Source organism: Caballeronia catudaia (assembly GCF_001544755.2).
GTDB lineage: Bacteria > Pseudomonadota > Gammaproteobacteria > Burkholderiales > Burkholderiaceae > Caballeronia > Caballeronia catudaia.
The window spans coordinates 26,258-41,950 of record NZ_FCOF02000051.1; the positions used below are offsets into that span (position 1 = coordinate 26,258).

The window sequence follows — 15,693 nt, forward strand, 5'->3', positions numbered from 1 at the left end:
CGATGGTAGTAGCGAACGTCGCCCGGTCATTAAGCCATCTGACCAAATCAGAAACTCTTATGTTTTGAAGCAGTTCCGCTAATTTCATGCTGCGCCTTGCGCACGGAAGTCATGCGCGTAGACGTCGAAGAGTTGGGCGGGCATGCCGGGCAGCGCGGCGTGCAATCCCGGCGCGATGACGTCGCGCGCGACCGCGATGGACTCGCGCGACACGGCATCGGCCATCGTGGACCATTCGGAGCGGCGCGTGAGAATGTAGAAGTGTCGATGCCCGATGCGCGTGGCGGGCAGCGGCACGACCGTCACGTCCGGCAGATGCGCGCGCGATTGCCACAGACACAGCGGCGATGTGATCGCGCAGCCGAAGCCGGACGCGACGAGACTGAGCAGCGGATCGGTGTCGTCGAACTCGTAGCGGTTGGGCGCATGGAAGTTCATGTGCTTGACGAGCCGCTCGACCTGTTGCCCGATCAGCGAGCGTCCCGTGTAACGCAACAGCGGCAGTTCGCGCACGACGTCGTGAAAGTCGCACGGCTTGCGGCCCGGGCCGAACGTTCTCGGCGCAACGGCGACGAACGTCTCCGAGAACAGGGGACGCAATTCGACGCGGCGCGGATCGAGCGTCGCTTCGGTGCAAATGGCGAGATCGAGTTCGCGATTGGCGAGTTGTTCGCTAAGCGTCGGCGTGAGGCCGGACCACATCGAAAGCGCCTTCATGCGATCGGACAGGCGCCGCACGAGATGCGGCCCGACGCTCGCCGCGAACGAATCCACGCAGCCGATGCGCAGGCTCGGCACGCCTTCGCTCGTCGCGTTGCGCACGTTATGCGAAACCGCCTGCGCATGTTCGAGCAGCCCGCCCGCCTGTTCGAGCAGAATGCGGCCCGCCGCGTTGGGCCGCACCGGCCTGAACTCGCGATCGAACAGCGCCACGCCCTGTTCGCGTTCGAGTGCCGCGATGAGCTGGCTCACCGCGCTTTGCGTGACGCCCAGCACGCGCGCGGCCTCGGTCATCGAACGCGTTTCGCAGACCGCGACGAACGCCTGCAGTGCACGCAGGTCCACCCCGACGAAAGTGTTTCGCATGGTTTCCTCCCGCGCCCATTCTGCCGTATAAGCCTCGCCGCGCCCTGTTCGCACGGGTATTTTCGCGGCGATAATGACGGACACACGCATCGAACAAGGCGCCTTCGCTTACGCGGAGGTTTTCATCGTCCATCTCACGCGCCGCGCTTTGATCTCTCACTCTCGTTCGTCCGATGCCGGGCCGCGCCGGTTCGTGTTTCTGCTCGCGGACGGCTTGTCGATGATGAGCCTCTCGTCCGCCATCGAGCCGCTGCGCTCGGCCAATCGCCTCGCGGGCGACACGCTTTACGACTGGACGCTCGCGAGTCTCGACGGCGAGCCGGTGCATTCGTCGAGCGGCATTGCGCTCGCGGCGCGCCCGTTCGACGACGTGTACAAGGACGCCGATTACGTGTTCGTCTGCGGTGGCCTGCGTCTCGCGCCCCCGCTCGAACCGGCCTTCGTCGCGGCGTTGAAGCGCGCGGCGCGCACGCAGGCGGTCATCGGTTCGCTTTCGACGGCGACCTATCTGCTCGCGCTCGCCGGCTTGCTCGACGGCTACCATTGCACGATCCACTGGGAAAATCTCCCCGCGTTCACGGAGGCGTTTCCCGATCTGCTATGCAGCAGCAAGGTGTTCGAGATCGATCGCGACCGCATGACGTGCTCGGGCGGCATCGCCGCGATGGACATGATGCTGCATCTCATCAAGACGCAGCAGGGCAGCGATCTCGCGGTGCGCGTCGCCAATCAGTTTCACCACGAACGCATGCGCGATACCGCCGACGATCAGCGCGGCTGGCGCGATCAGAATCACGCGAGTTTGCCGCGCGGCATCCGCCGGGCCATTGAAATGATGCGCGCGCATGTCGAGACGCCGTTGCAGATCAACGATATCGGCTCGGCCATCGGCATGACGTCGCGGCAGATGGAGCGTCTGTTTCTGCGGCATCTGAACGCAACGCCCGCGCGCTATTACGTGCAGTTGCGGCTGGAGCGCGCGCACGACATGCTGACCTATTCGAGCGTGCCCGTCGCCGATGTCGCCGTGGCGACGGGATTCGCGTCGCCGTCGCATCTGGCGCGCTGGGTGCGTCGCGCGTACGGCATCAGTCCGACGGAGTTGCGCGCGGCGCAGCCGAGATCGTGACGCGCTTATGCGGTTTCGAGCACCGGCGCCGTGGCTCGCAGCGGCAGCGGCAGCCAGCCTTGAAGTTCGCGCCAGTCCGGTTCCAGATGCGCGAAGCGCGCAAGCGACAGCGACGAGAGATCGGCGAATCCGCATCGCCCGTCGACGACCAGATCGCGGATCGCGTGGCCGCTCGCCGGCGACAGGCCGAAGCCCACGCTCGATAACGTCGCGACCGTCACGTTCTCTTGCGCAGCCGGACGATCGATCACGGGCCGTCCATCCGGCGTGTTCTCGATATAGCCCGCCCAACTGCGGATGACCTTCGCGTGCGCGGCCTTCGGCAGCAGCGCCGCGAGCCGTGCGGCGATGCTGCATTGAAGCGGCGTCGAATGCGCGCGCACGTTGCGCACGTCATCGAGTCCGATCCATTCGTGCGGACCGCCGCCGAACGCGAGATTGCCGCGCAGCGTCTGCCGTCCGTAGAGGCCGTTGCCGTCGACGCCGCCGAGCGGCATCAGCGGAAGCGGCTCGGTGACGATCATCTCCGCGCGCGCCGCCGCGAGCGGCACGTCGATGCCGAGTTGCGCCGCGAGCACGCCCGTATGCGGCCCGGCCGCGATCACGAGATGATCGCAGGCGAAGTCTCCGTTCGGTGTCTGCACGGCGCTCACGCGGCCGCCTTGCGTGACGAAGCCTGTCACCGGCGTATGTTGCAGGATGCGCGCGCCGTGATCTTCCATCGCCCACACATAGGCCTGCAACGTGCGATGCGGATTCGCATGTCCGCCGAAGTGATAGAAATAACCGGCATAAACGTTGTCGCCCGCGAGCGGCACGAGTTCGCGCACCTGCCTTGCATCGAGCACTTCGGAGCGCAGGCCGTGATGCTCGCCGTTTTCGAGCGCCCGGCGATACAGCCGGAACTGATGTTCGTCGAGCGCAATGCGGATGCGCTCGCGGCAAAACTCCGTCGGATAGCCGAGCAGGTCGTCCATCATCGGCCAGAGTCGTTGTTCTTCCATGAAGAGCGGGCTGTGATGATGCGAGCAGCCGCCGCCGTTACGTCCCGACGCACCCCAGCCGATCATGCCCGCTTCGAGCACGAGCACGTCGATGCCCTCGCGCGCGAGCCACCATCCCGCTGAGAGCCCCGTCACGCCGCCGCCGACGATGACCACCGATGCGCCTTTGAGTTTGTCTGCTGCCGATGTGTTCATGCTTGCGCGCCTTCGATTGCGTGATTGGCCTGGTAATGTCGACGTAAAAACGATGCCGCTATTCGCTCGCCACCGGTTCTCCGGTCTGCCGCGTGCCCGCGCGATACAGCGGATCGACGCGCCAGAATGGCACCCATTGCGACGCCATGCCGAACCAGCTATCCCAATGCGAGCCCGTCGACGAGGCTTCGGCCACGTCCGCGAGTTGCCGCAGCGCCAGCGGACGCACCGGCGCGCGGAAGGTCGCGAGCGGAATGCGCGGCAGCGCGCAGCCGGAGCCGATCGCAAGCAGCGCCGCCACTTGTTCGCGGCATCGGCGGCCCTGACACGGACCCATGCAGGCGCGCGTGAGCCGCTTGACCGCATCGGGATTCGGCGGGCCGCTGCGTGCGAGTTCGGCGACGCCGCGAGTGTCGTGCGCGGCGTCGGCGGGATGCCAGTCGAGATAACGCGGCGGACGCACGTCGAGGATTTCGCGCGCGGTGACTTCCTCGCACTGGCACACGAACGGCTCGCCCGCCGCGCCGAGCACGCTCGCGCGCACCCATGCCACGCGCGCCGCGGCAATGTCGTGCGCGGGCGCGTCGGGCTGCGTGACGTGCGCGATGCCGCAAACGCCCGGAGCATCGAGCGCCGAACGCGCCGCGCGCCGGCCTTCTTCCCGCGCGATGCCGTAATCGCGGCTCTTCGATGCCCACACGCCCGCGCAGTCGCCCGCCGCATACGCGAACGGCAGCGACGTGCGCTGCATCGCATCGACATTGGCGACGTGACCGCCGCGCGCGGCATCGAATGTCGTGGCGCAACCGGCCGCTTCGAGCAGTTCGATCGCGGGTAGCGCGGCGATGCCGAGCAGCACGGTATCGCATTCGAACGTGACCGATGTGTCCGCATGGGGCGATGCCGCTTCGACCGAAGTGACGCCGTACGCATCGCCGCGCGCGTGCCGCACGACGTGCCGCGTGAGCAAGCGCGCGCCGCCCGCTTCGAGTTGCGACGCGAGCGCGGCATCGCCGACGATCGCATCGGACTGTTCGATCACCGCGACGATCCGCACGCCGCGCGACATCAGATCGACGGCGATGTTCAGCGCGTGCGTGTCGCTGCCGACCAGCACGGCGCGGCGCGCATCGAGTGCGCCGTAGAGCACGGCGAGCCGCCACGCGGCGCTCGCGCCCATCACGCCGGGACGCTGCCAGCCGTCGAAGGCGAGGCCCATGTCGCGCCGTCCGGAAGCGACGATCACCTGTTTGAAGCCGATGAGCCACGTACGCGATGCATCGGCGAGACCGGCAACGTGCGTGTCCATCCACGCGCTCGCCGGGCCGTGCGGAAAGAGGCCCCAGACCGCCGTGCCGAGCTTCACGTCGACGCCCGCTTCCAGCGCATCGCCGAGTTCGGGGCGCGCGTCGAGCATGGCTTCGAGCATCGCGTTGGCGTTGCCCGCCACAGCGCCCATGCGGCCGCCGAAATGCAGCGGCACGTCCTCGCCCATCGTGTCGAGCGGCACGGGGTTTTCATCGACGAGCGTCACGCTGACGCCGCGGCCCGCCGCTTCGAGCGCAGCCGCGATGCCCGCCGGACCCGCGCCGACGATCAGCAGATCGGTCGATTCATCGACGGGCGGCGCCTTGCCCGCGACGGATGCGGGATCGTAGAACGGCGTTTGCATGGCTTCGTTGTCCATCGAGACTCTCATTGCGTAAGGTTGGGCGCGTTCAGCACGAGTTCGCATATCGTCGATGCGCTCGCGTGAGGTTCGGCGAGCGCATCGACGGCGGCTTCGAGTTCGCTTGCGAAGCGTGCGCCGAAGCACGCTCCGGTCAACGCGCGGAACTTGCCGCGTTCGGCTTCGGGCGTCATCGGGCGCGCGGGATCGCCGCTCGCCTGCATCGCGCCGGAGTCGAGGCGCCGGCCATCGCGCAGTTCGACCGTCACGCGCGCCCAGCGCTCGGCGGGAAACGCCGCGTTGAAGTCCGCGCGCTCGTGCGTGACGAGGCGCGGCAGCAGCGCGCGCACGGCGGGATCGATCAGTCCTTCATCGCCGATGGTGTCCGCATCCACGCGGCCATGCAGCAACGCGGCGGCGACGGGAAACAGCACGCCGTATTGCGCTTCCTCGGTGGTGCGCGGCGCGTCGGACCACAGGCGCTTCGCTTCGTGAAAAGTTTCGATTTCCACACGTTCGATGTTGATCGCGTCGAAGGCGGCCTGCGCGCGCACCGCGAGCGCCGCCGCAATCGACGGATGCGCCCAGCGGCATACCGGATACGGCTTCACATACTGTTCGAGGATCAGCCAGCGCTCGCCGAGATCAGCAAAGATCGCGGGCGCGTCGCGTTCGACGGTCGTCGCCGGCGCGCCGGTGAAGCCGCGCGAGGCGAGCAGCGCCGCGCTGATGCCCGCGAGCGCGCCCCAGCACGAGCCGTCCTTCAGCATCGTCGGATGATCGATGCAGCGCATCATGTCCGAGCGTGGCCCGTGATACTCCGCGATGCCGAGCGCATGACGCGTCATGGGCACGTCGAAGCCGAGCGCGCGGCTCGCGATGGCCGCCGCCGCGAGCGCATTCCACGCGCCCGACGTGTGATATTCGCGGCTCGTCGCATGCAGCGCGATGCCCGCGCGGGTGCCGAGTTCGTAGCCGAGCACCGTCTGCACGATGAATTCGCGCCCGCTCATGCCGGGCACGCGTTCGGTCATTGCGAGCAGCGCGGGCAGCACGGTGACGCCGGCGTGCCCCTTGGTGAGCGCGTGGCCGTCGTGGCCGTCGAAACTGTCGATGGTCGCCGCGCCCGCGAAGGCCGCTCCCGCCGCGCTCGCGATGCGCCCGTCGAACAATATGCGCGCGGGCGTGCGGCCCGCCGCGAAGCAATCGAGCGCGTGTTCGCGCGCAATCGACGACATGCGCGTCGATGCGCCCGCCGCCGCGACGGCGAAGAGGTCGAGCAGGCGGCGCTGCGCATCGCGCACGACGGCATCGGGCAGCATGTCGAAGCGCAACGCGTGCGTGAAGCGGCTGGCGTCGTCTTGCAGTGGCGGAGTTGGCTTCATCATCGGAAGGCGATTTCGACGTCGGTGGATGGACGGCTGGAGCACGCGAGAATGAAGCCCTGCGCTTCCTCGGCGGCCGCTAAACCGCCTGCGTGCTGCATCGATACGACGCCCGACACGCGGCGTACCTTGCACGTGCCGCACAAGCCGCTCGCGCAGCCGCACGGAATCACGACTTGCTGGCGCGTCGCGGCGACGAGCAGCGTTTCGCCCGCGCGCACGTCGAAGCGTTTATCGCCCAGCGTGGCGTGATGAACGGCATCCGGCGATGCCGAGACATCGTGTTGCGGCGCCTCGACGGGCACGGGCCCGAAATGCTCGATATGAAACGCCGCGCGCCGTGCGCCTTCGGCCGCGTGAATCTGCCGGATGCTCTGCATGAAGTCCGCCGGTCCGCAGCAATACACGGTGCGGCGTCCGAAGTCGGGCGCGATCGCCCAGAGCGTGCCGCGCGCGATGCGTCCACGCAAGCCGAACCAGCCCGGCGCGGGCGCACTCAACCACACGCTGACCTTCAGATTCGGCATGCGCGACTGAAGCGCCGCGAGTTCATCGGCGAAAAGAATGTCGGCGGCGTTGCGCGCGCTATGCAGCCACGCGACTTCCGCATCCGGCTGACTATGCGCGAGCGTCCGCAACATCGACATCAGCGGCGATGCGCCCGATCCCGCCGATACAAAGGCAAGCGGCGCCGCGTTCGCTGCGTCGAGCGTGAAGCGGCCGAGCGGATAGCGCGCTTCGATGCGTGTTCCCGGCGTCAGACGCTCGTGCAGCCAGCGCGTGACGATGCCGTCCGCCTGCGCCTTGATCGTGAGTTCGAGCACGTCGCGCTCGACGGGTGACGACGCGATCGAAAACGTGCGGTCGTGACGCACGCCGTCGATATCGAGCGTGAGCAGCATCGCCTGACCGGGCGCGAAGCGGCGCGCGCCATCCGCGTGCGGATCGCGCAGGCGAAACGTCTTGACGCCCGGCGCTTCGTCGCGCACGGCGATGCATTCGAGCGTGCGCGCCTGCGCTTCGTCGGACACGATCAGCGTTTGCGCTTCGGTCAGCACGTCAGCCATTCGACACCTTCAGTTCGATCGAACGATGCGCATGCGTGCCGTCGAGATACGACGCGAGCTTGTTCGCATACCAGTTGGTGAAGTTGCGCAGCATGAATTCGGACGGCGCATACGGACCCGGCGTATAAGCGATGGACCCGACGCCGAGCTGATTGTTTGCCGCGAGCCGCGCGTCCTGCGCGTTGGTCGCGTTCCACACCGAGGTCAGATTGTCGATGTCGTAATCGACGCCTTCGACCGCGTCCTCATGCACGAGCCAGGTCGTGCGCAGCATCGTGCGCGACGCCGACAGCGGCAGAATCCGAAAGTGAATGATGTGATCCGCGAGAAAGTGATTCCAGTTGTTCGGCACGCGGAACATGCGCACCGAACCGAGATCGGGTTCGGTGAGATCGCCGAGCAGCTTCGCGCACGCGGGCGATCCGTCCGGCGTGAACGACACCGCGCCGCGATGAAATGGCAGCCGGATGCAGCGGAACTCGTCGCCGCCATCGGCGGGCAGATGCGGCAGGCCGTGACGTTCCCACTTCGCGGCTTGCGCGTCCATCAGCAAACGGAAGTCGCGCGAGCCGGCGGTATCGTCGGGCAGGGCGAATTCGATCAGCGTCGCGAGCAGTTCCGGATGATTGCCCGCGCAGTGATAGCACTCGCGATTGTTCTCGATGACGAGCTTCCAGTTCGCGTCCTCGATCATCGTCGAGACGGCGGCGACTTTCGTGCGCCACGGCTGATGCGGCGCGATGTACGGCGTCACGGCGTCGCGAAAGCGCGCGATGTCGGGCGGCGTATCGGCGAGGCAGATATAGACCATGCCGCACACGATTTCGACATGCACGGGCCGCAAGCCATACGCTTCGCGCTCGAAGCCCGCGGGCATCTGCCGCGCATGCAGCAGCGAGCCATCGAGTTCGTAGACCCACTGGTGATACGCGCACGTCAGGCGATGCGCGTGGCCTTTTTCATCGAGACAGATGCGCGAGCCGCGATGCCGGCACGTATTGAAGAACGCGCGAATCTCGCCGTCGTTATCGCGCAGCACGATCGCGGAAGTCGGACCGATTTCGAGCGTCAGATAATCGCCCGGCTCGCGCAACTCGCAGCCATTGCACGCGAAGAGCCATTCGTCGTTGAAGACCGCGTCGATATCGAGCTGGTGAAAGGCGTCGTCGGTATAGAACGGCTGCGGCAGCGAGAAATTGTCGCGGCGTTGCGCGAGGGCGGCGCGCACGCGCGTCGGGTCGATCATCGTCATGCTCTCCGTGCGAACGATCAGTTGAATCGATTGTCTGCCGCCGATTTCGCCGATGCCAACAGGCAGACGACCAACCCGATCACGAAACCGACACGATGTCGCTTCCGGGCGCACGCTGCGCGAGAATCGTATCGATGGCGCGGGCGTCGCGCACCGTCGGCAGATCGAAACGCGCGTTGCGCACGGCGTCGTAATCGAGCGATGCAACAACGAGCTCCTCGCGCGGCGACTCGCTTTGCGCGAGGATCTCGCCGCGCGGACCGACGATGCGCGAGCCGCCCCAGAAATGCAGCGCGCCTTCCTGGCCGACGCGATTCGCGAACACGACCGGCAAGCCGTAGACGAGCGCATGTGCGCGCAACACGGTGTCCCAGCCGCGCGGATTGTCGAATTCGCTGCCGACGGCTTCGACGGCGGAACTCACCGGCGCGGCGCACAACGTGGCGCCGTCGCGCGCGAGGCGATGCATCAGCGCGGGACTCCACAGGTCGGCGCAGATCGGCGTCGCGACGCGCCAGCGCGGATCGCCGGGCAACGCGAACTGATCGAGACGTTCGCCGTGTCCGTAGAACTTGCCGTCGTCGAGCCGGCCATACGTCGCCAGCGCAATCTTTCGATGCACGTGCACGACGCGCCCGGCATGCAGCGTCGCGACGCTGTTGTAGAACAACGCGCCCGGCGCTTCCTCGATGAAGCCGACGACCGCGCACAGCGTCGTGCAGTCGCGCGCGAGTTCGAGCAGCGCGCGGTCGTCGCGCGTGATGGCGAGCTTCAGCGCGTGCTCGCCCGCCGCGTGCCCGGAGAGCGACAACTCGGGAAACACGAGCAGGCGCACACCGCGCGCGGCCGCCGTTTCGATCATCCGCCGATGCGACGCGAGGTTCGCCGCGAGATTGCCGGCGACCGTTTCGAGCTGCGCCGCCGCGACGAGCAAGGGTTCCATCGCGCGCATCGGTCAGAGCAGGCCGGCGGACTTGAGGAACGCGCCCGAGACATCGCCGAGCGACTTCTTCTGCACGTCGACTTCGGCGTTCAAGCGCGCCATCGTCGCGTCGTCGAGCTTGGCGGAGAGCGCGTTGAGTATGTCGGCGAGCTTCGGATTGGCGTCGAGCGTCGCCTTGCGCACGACGGGCGTGAGCGCGTAGGCGGGGAAGAAGTTCTTGTCGTCGCGCAGCACGATGAAGTTGAACGCGGGCACGCGGCCATCGGTCGTGAAGACGAGCGCGGTGTCGACCTGACGATCCTTCAGCGCCTGATACGTGAGGCCCGAATCCATCCGCTTGATCTGCGACGGCCCGAAGTGAAAGCCGTATTCCTTCTCCAGCGGACGCAGGCCGTCGGGCCGCGCGTAGAACTCGGAATTGCACGCGAAGGTCAGTTCCTTGCCGCTGTCGAGCACCTTCGCGAGATCGCTGAGCGTCGCGATGCCGAGCTTCTGCGCGACGTCGCGGTTCATCGCGAGGCCGTAGGTATCGTTCGCCTTCGAAGGATCGAGCCAGACGAGACCCTTCTGCGCATCGAGTTCCTTCACGCGCGCGTAGGTTTGCTGCGGATCGAGCTTGTCGGTGACTTTGTTGTAGGTGATGAGCGACGTGCCGGTGTATTCCCAGTACACGTCGACTTGTCCGTTCTCCTGCGCCTGACGTAGCACCGTGCTGCCCATGCCGTCCTTCTTCACGACATCGAAGCCCTTTGCCTTCAGCAGTTCCGTGGTCATTTCCGCGAGCAGGACCTGCTCCGTGAAGTTCTTCCCGCCGACGGTGATGGTCGATGCCGCCCGCGCGGACTGGCTCGCGCCGAACGCGCCGAGGGCGAGCGCGAAGAGCGTTGCGCCGACGAGGCGCGACCACGGCTTGCGTGACAAAAGCGGCTTGAACATGGGCTTCGGTTCCGGGAGAAGGATCAACGTTGAGGACTGACGCCGCGCGGCACGAGCCAGTGCTGAAGCTGCGCGACGAACAGGTCGGTGGCGACCGCGAGAAGGGCGGTCGGAATGGCGCCGGCAAGCAGCATCGAGAAATCGTTCAGGTCGATGCCGGTGAAGATGAGTTCGCCGAGCCCGCCGCCGCCTACGAGAAACGCGAGCGGCGCGGTGCCGACGGTGATCGCGAGCGCGGTGCGCACGCCCGCGAGAATCACGAACATCGCGTTGGGCAGTTCGACCTTGCGCAGAATCTGCCATTGCGTCATGCCGATGCCGTTGGCCGCCTCGATCATCGCGGGCGGCACGGCGCGGATGCCTTCGTAGGTGTTCATCGCGATGGGCAGCAGCGTGGCGAGCCACAGCGCGAGAATTGCGGGCTTCGCGCCGATGCCGAGCACGCTCATCGCGAGCGCGAGGATCGCGAGTTTCGGCACGGCCTGGCCCGCGTTGAGCGTGAACATCACGAAATGCGCGGCGCGGCCGTTGCCGGGACGGCTCAGCCAGATGCCTGCCGGAACCGCGACGAGAATCGCCGCGACGCCCGCGATCAGCACCATCAGCATTTGCTGGCCCGCCTGATACACGATGTCCGCGCGATACTGCCCGATCGATGCGAACCAGTTGTCCGCACGCGCCGATGCGCTGAGCAGCGCGATCGACGCGCCGGCCACGATTCGCGCGAAGCGGGGATTCATCGCGCCGCTCCGACCGCGAGTTCGGCTGCATCGGGCGCGGCCGCGATCGCGTGCGGCGATGCCTCGCCCGACGCGCACGCACCGCGCGCCATCGACGCGATGCGTTCGTGCGTCACGTAACCGATGAAGCGTCCGTCCGCGTCGACGCCCGGCAGCCAGCTTGCGCCGTGCGCGAGCAACATCGACATGACCGAGCGCAGATCGTCGCTCGCGCGCACGACGGCGGGCAGCGCGCGCACTTGCGCGGCGTCAAGCGTCGCGCCGCCGGCGGCGAGTTCCATCGGACCGACATGGCCGACGGGCTTGTCCTGCGCATCGAGCACGACGAGCGTATCGGCGAGATGGTTGCGCAGCAGCGCACGCGCATCCTCGCTCGGAAAACCGCAGCGGGCGACGCGCGCCGGTTCCAGCGCCGCATCGGCCGCGCGCATCAGGCGCAGACGCTTCAACGCGCGGTCGGCGCCGACGAAATCCGCGACGAACGCGCTCGCCGGACGCGCAAGCAGTTCGTCCGGACTCGCCATCTGCTCGATCTTGCCGTCGCGGAAAATCGCGACCTTGTCGCCCATTTTCATGGCCTCGTCGATGTCGTGGCTCACGAACATCACGGTCTTCTTGAGGCTCTTCTGGATGTGGCGGAACTCGTCCTGAATCGACGTGCGGTTAATCGGATCGATCGCGCCGAACGGCTCGTCCATCAGCATGACCGGCGGATCGGCGGCGAGCGCGCGCGCCACGCCGACGCGCTGCTGCTGCCCGCCCGACAGATCGCGCGGATACGCGGGCATGTAGGTCGCCGGATCGAGCGAGACCATCGCAAGCAGCGTTTCCGTGCGCGCGCGGATGCGCGGCTTGTCCCAGCCGAGCATCTGCGGCACGAGCCCGATATTCTCCGCGACCGTCATGTTCGGAAACAGGCCGACCTGCTGGATCGCGTAGCCGATGCGCCGCCGCAGCTCGACGATATCGAAGCCCGCCGTATCGGCGCCGCCGATCAGGATCTGGCCCGAGGTCGGCTGCACGAGGCGGTTGATCATCTTGAGCGTCGTGGTCTTGCCGCAGCCGGACGGGCCGAGCAGTACGCACAGTTCGCCTTCCTCGACGGTCATCGAGATATCGTCGACGACCGGCTTCGCGCCGCGCGACTCGAAGCGCTTCGTCAGGTTCCGAAGATCGATCATCGTGCCTCCGCCGATTGGACCGCCGTGCTGGTGAAGGGCGCACCGCGCCGCCAGAGAAAACGCGCGCGGCGCGGCCGCATGCCTTGCGGCGTGAGACGCCATTGCAGCGCGACGAGGCCGAGATCGGCGAGGATCGCGAGCAGCGCGACGATCACCGCGCCCGCCACGAGCTGACGCGGGTCCGACTGCGAAATGCCGCGGCTGATGAGCCGCCCGAGCCCGCCCGCGCCGATATACGTCGCGATCGCCGCGATGCCGATGTTCATCACCACGGCCATGCGCACGCCCGCCATGATGATCGGCACGGCGATCGGCATTTCGACGCGATAGAGCCGCTGCCACGGCGTCATGCCCATGCCGAGCGCGGCTTCGCGCAGCGCGGGATCGAGATTGCGGATCGCCGCGTAGGTGTTGCGCAGGATCGGCAACTGCGAATAGAGAAAAAGCGCGATGGCGGCGGGCAGAAAGCCGATGCCCTGGCCGGTCAGCGACAGCACCGGAATCAGCAGGCCGAAGAGCGCGATCGACGGAATCGTCATCAGCATCGCGGCGGTGTAGAGCACGACGCGCGCGAGGCGCTCGTTGAGCGTGATGACGATGCCGAGTGCGACGCCCGTGACGATCGCGCAGCCGACCCCGGCCAGCACGAGCAGCACGTGATCGACCAGCATGTGCCCGATCGATGCCGCGTTATTCCAGACGAAAAACAGCGTATCCACTGCAGCCTCCCGCGCATCCCGATGCCAGCGTTGGTCGAATGTACCGGGCCAAAATCGGTTGAACCAACACAAACTCGACATCTGTTGTCACTAATCCGACGCGGCCAAGATATGTCCGACATCGCGCAACCATTTTGCATAAGGCAAACTGATGCTCGTTCCCGCCGGTTCGCTGATGAAGCGATCGCGTGCATCCGATGAATGCATGATGGGCACCGCCCATGCCCGCCATGAATAGGCAGAATCACGGAGCTTCGATGAGACGCATCCCAACTCCGCTCGACCTGCGCGCGCTGCAGGCGTTCGTCGCGGTCTGCGAGACCGGCTCGATGACGGCGGCGGCGCGCCGCCTCGGTCTGAGCCAGAGCGCGGTCAGCCAGTCGATCGCGGCGCTGGAGCGCGAGCAGGGCGCGGGCCTTTTCGATCGCGACAGCCGTCCGCCGCGTCCGAATCGCGCGGGGCTCGCGCTGCTCGAACTCGCCAGTCCGCTGCTCGATCACGCGAAGCGGGTGAGCGCGCGCATCGGCGATGCGTCGCTCGCGCTCGCGTTGCCCTTGCGGCTCGGCTGCGTGGATTCGTTCGCGGCGACCGTCGGCCCCGAACTGATCCGCGCGATGTCCGGCCCCGCACGGCAGATCGCGTTGTGGTCGGGTCTGACGCCCGGTTTATCGGCACAGATGCACGCGCGCGAAGTTGATGTCGTCGTGTGTACGCAGACCGCGCTGAACGACACGCGCATCGTCGAGGTGCCGTTGTTCTCGGAGGCGTTCGTCGCCGTGGTGTCGCGCGGCTGGCTCGAGGAACGCGAGGCGCTTTCGCACGATGCATCGGCGTGGCGCGCGCTCGCCGATGAACTGCCGCTGATCCGCTATACGGCGCGCTCGGTCATCGGCCAGCAGGTCGATCGCTTCGCGCGGCATCTGGGCATCGACAGTCCGCGCCGATACGAGTTCGATGCCACCGATCCGCTGCTCAGTCTCGTCAGCGCGAAACTCGGCTTCGCCATTTCGACGCCCTTGTGCCTATGGCAGGCGCGGCATTATCTCGACGAGATCGCCGTCTTGCCGCTGCCCGAAGGGCGCCTCGCGCGGCGCGAATTTTTCGTGCTGCATCGGCAAGGCGAGTGGAACGATTTCGTCGATGAAACCGTCGCGCTCACGCGCCGCGTGCTCGATCACCTGATTCGCCCGGCACTCATGCGCGCCGTGCCGACGCTGCCGGACCATGCGCTGATATGACTTCCTTTCCTTGCTGACGACTTCTCTCATGGACGATCTCTACACGCTGCAACGCGGCGATGCGCCGCTCCTGCTTTCGATCCCGCATCTCGGCACGGCGATTCCCGGCGATTTGCGCGGGCAATACACGGATATCGCGCTGACGGTCGCCGATACCGACTGGCATTTGGACCGGCTCTACGCGTTCGCGCGGGAACTTGGCGCGACGATTCTTGGCGCGCGCGTGTCGCGTTATGTGATCGACCTGAACCGGCCATCGTCCGATGAAAGCTTGTATCCGGGACAGACGACGACCGGCCTGTGCCCCGATCTGACGTTTCGCGGCGAGCCGGTGTATCGCGAAGGCTGCGCGCCCGATGTCGCCGAAAAGCAGCGTCGCGTCGCGGCGTACTGGCAGCCGCATCACGATGCGATCGCCGCCGAACTTGCGCGCCTGCGCGAGCGGCACGCGAACGTGCTGCTGTGGGAAGGGCACTCGATCGCGAGCGTGCTGCCGCGTCTTTTCGACGGCAAGCTGCCAGACCTGAACATCGGCACGCAGGATGGGAGGACGGCGGCGGAATCGGTGACGAAGGCCGTGACGGATGCGGCCGCGCAAAGCGATTACACGTGGATCGCGAACGGGCGCTTCAAGGGCGGCTTCATCACGCGCCATTACGGCGCGCCGCAGGACGGGATTCACGCGGTGCAACTGGAAATGTGCCAGTCCGTGTATATGGACGAAGCGCCGCCGTTCGTGTATCTGCCGGAGAAAGCCGAAGCTATCCAGCCGACGCTGCGCGCGATGGTCGGCGGCGCGCTCGATGCGGTCGTGGCGTTGAATTGATCGGCTAACGATCGATCCGCAGCTCAGTGGCCACGGCACGCGCCGCCGCCCCGGCGCGCGCACGCCAAAGCCGAACGCGATCGCGCTGATCTGCACGATGCCATCACCGCGGCGTCGGTGCGCAGGAAGCTCAATTCACGCGGCTTCTCGCCTTCATCGATACACCGAAGCTAGCGTTCGAAGGAAGCGCGCACGCTCTTTAGTATTACGGGAAACGCAAGCCGGGCGCGCCTACTAGTTAGCCACTGTCACGGCTAAATTGAAATGTCCGATGGCTGGCTCGTTAGAAATGTCCGGTTTTTCGGTTCAATCCCTTCATGCTT

14 protein-coding genes are annotated in these 15,693 nt (G+C 66.7%); 3 read left to right on the forward strand and 11 right to left on the reverse strand.

Annotated elements, in window-relative coordinates:
• Positions 1 to 84: 84 nt before the first annotated feature.
• Positions 85 to 1,086 carry a LysR family transcriptional regulator gene (locus AWB75_RS31430; protein WP_061127915.1) on the reverse strand — a complete coding sequence of 334 codons (1,002 nt, stop codon included), beginning with the start codon at positions 1,084 to 1,086 and terminating at the stop codon, positions 85 to 87.
• Positions 1,087 to 1,159: 73 nt separating this feature from the next.
• Here AWB75_RS31430 and AWB75_RS31435 point away from each other — a divergent pair, with 73 nt between their 5' ends.
• Positions 1,160 to 2,215, forward strand: a complete 1,056-nt coding sequence (locus AWB75_RS31435) for a GlxA family transcriptional regulator (protein ID WP_087087076.1) — start codon at positions 1,160 to 1,162, stop codon at positions 2,213 to 2,215.
• A gap of 5 nt (positions 2,216 to 2,220) precedes the next feature.
• On the opposite strand, the gene AWB75_RS31440 is transcribed toward AWB75_RS31435, so the two are convergent.
• From AWB75_RS31440 to AWB75_RS31485, 10 genes are all read right to left on the reverse strand, one after another.
• Entirely contained in the window at positions 2,221 to 3,414 is a 1,194-nt protein-coding gene (locus AWB75_RS31440; protein WP_061127903.1) for an NAD(P)/FAD-dependent oxidoreductase, read from the reverse strand.
• Between the two features lie 58 nt (positions 3,415 to 3,472).
• The gene (locus tag AWB75_RS31445) at positions 3,473 to 5,101 is read right to left on the reverse strand and encodes an FAD/NAD(P)-dependent oxidoreductase (protein ID WP_061127904.1); all 1,629 of its coding nucleotides are present in this window, start codon (positions 5,099 to 5,101) and stop codon (positions 3,473 to 3,475) included.
• Positions 5,102 to 5,109: 8 nt separating this feature from the next.
• Entirely contained in the window at positions 5,110 to 6,471 is a 1,362-nt protein-coding gene (locus AWB75_RS31450; protein ID WP_235012322.1) for an MmgE/PrpD family protein, read from the reverse strand.
• Entirely contained in the window at positions 6,468 to 7,535 is a 1,068-nt protein-coding gene (locus AWB75_RS31455) for a hybrid-cluster NAD(P)-dependent oxidoreductase (protein WP_061127905.1), read from the reverse strand. The genes AWB75_RS31450 and AWB75_RS31455 overlap by 4 nt, the downstream gene beginning before the upstream one ends.
• Positions 7,528 to 8,787, reverse strand: a complete 1,260-nt coding sequence (locus AWB75_RS31460) for an aromatic ring-hydroxylating oxygenase subunit alpha (protein WP_200823062.1) — start codon at positions 8,785 to 8,787, stop codon at positions 7,528 to 7,530. The genes AWB75_RS31455 and AWB75_RS31460 overlap by 8 nt, the downstream gene beginning before the upstream one ends.
• 79 nt (positions 8,788 to 8,866) lie before the next feature.
• The gene (locus AWB75_RS31465; RefSeq protein WP_061127918.1) at positions 8,867 to 9,730 is read right to left on the reverse strand and encodes a nitrilase-related carbon-nitrogen hydrolase; all 864 of its coding nucleotides are present in this window, start codon (positions 9,728 to 9,730) and stop codon (positions 8,867 to 8,869) included.
• A gap of 12 nt (positions 9,731 to 9,742) precedes the next feature.
• On the reverse strand, positions 9,743 to 10,666 hold the full coding sequence (locus tag AWB75_RS31470) for a glycine betaine ABC transporter substrate-binding protein (RefSeq protein ID WP_061127906.1): 924 nt from the start codon (positions 10,664 to 10,666) through the stop codon (positions 9,743 to 9,745).
• Positions 10,667 to 10,689: 23 nt separating this feature from the next.
• Positions 10,690 to 11,406 (reverse strand): ABC transporter permease, encoded by a 717-nt coding sequence (locus AWB75_RS31475; protein WP_087087078.1) that lies wholly within the window; start codon positions 11,404 to 11,406, stop codon positions 10,690 to 10,692.
• Positions 11,403 to 12,587, reverse strand: a complete 1,185-nt coding sequence (locus AWB75_RS31480; RefSeq protein WP_061127907.1) for an ABC transporter ATP-binding protein — start codon at positions 12,585 to 12,587, stop codon at positions 11,403 to 11,405. The genes AWB75_RS31475 and AWB75_RS31480 overlap by 4 nt, the downstream gene beginning before the upstream one ends.
• Complete coding sequence (locus AWB75_RS31485) at positions 12,584 to 13,306, reverse strand: ABC transporter permease (RefSeq protein ID WP_087087080.1); 723 nt, start codon at positions 13,304 to 13,306, stop codon at positions 12,584 to 12,586. Before AWB75_RS31485 ends, AWB75_RS31480 begins: the two co-directional genes overlap by 4 nt.
• 257 nt (positions 13,307 to 13,563) lie before the next feature.
• Between AWB75_RS31485 and AWB75_RS31490 the strand changes: the two genes are divergently transcribed.
• Positions 13,564 to 14,544, forward strand: coding sequence for a LysR family transcriptional regulator (locus tag AWB75_RS31490; RefSeq protein WP_061127908.1), 981 nt, complete (start codon positions 13,564 to 13,566; stop codon positions 14,542 to 14,544).
• A 28-nt stretch (positions 14,545 to 14,572) separates the two neighbouring features.
• A complete protein-coding gene (gene hutG / locus AWB75_RS31495) occupies positions 14,573 to 15,370 on the forward strand; it encodes an N-formylglutamate deformylase (protein ID WP_061127909.1) in 798 nt (265 codons plus the stop codon).
• Positions 15,371 to 15,693 lie beyond the last annotated feature (323 nt).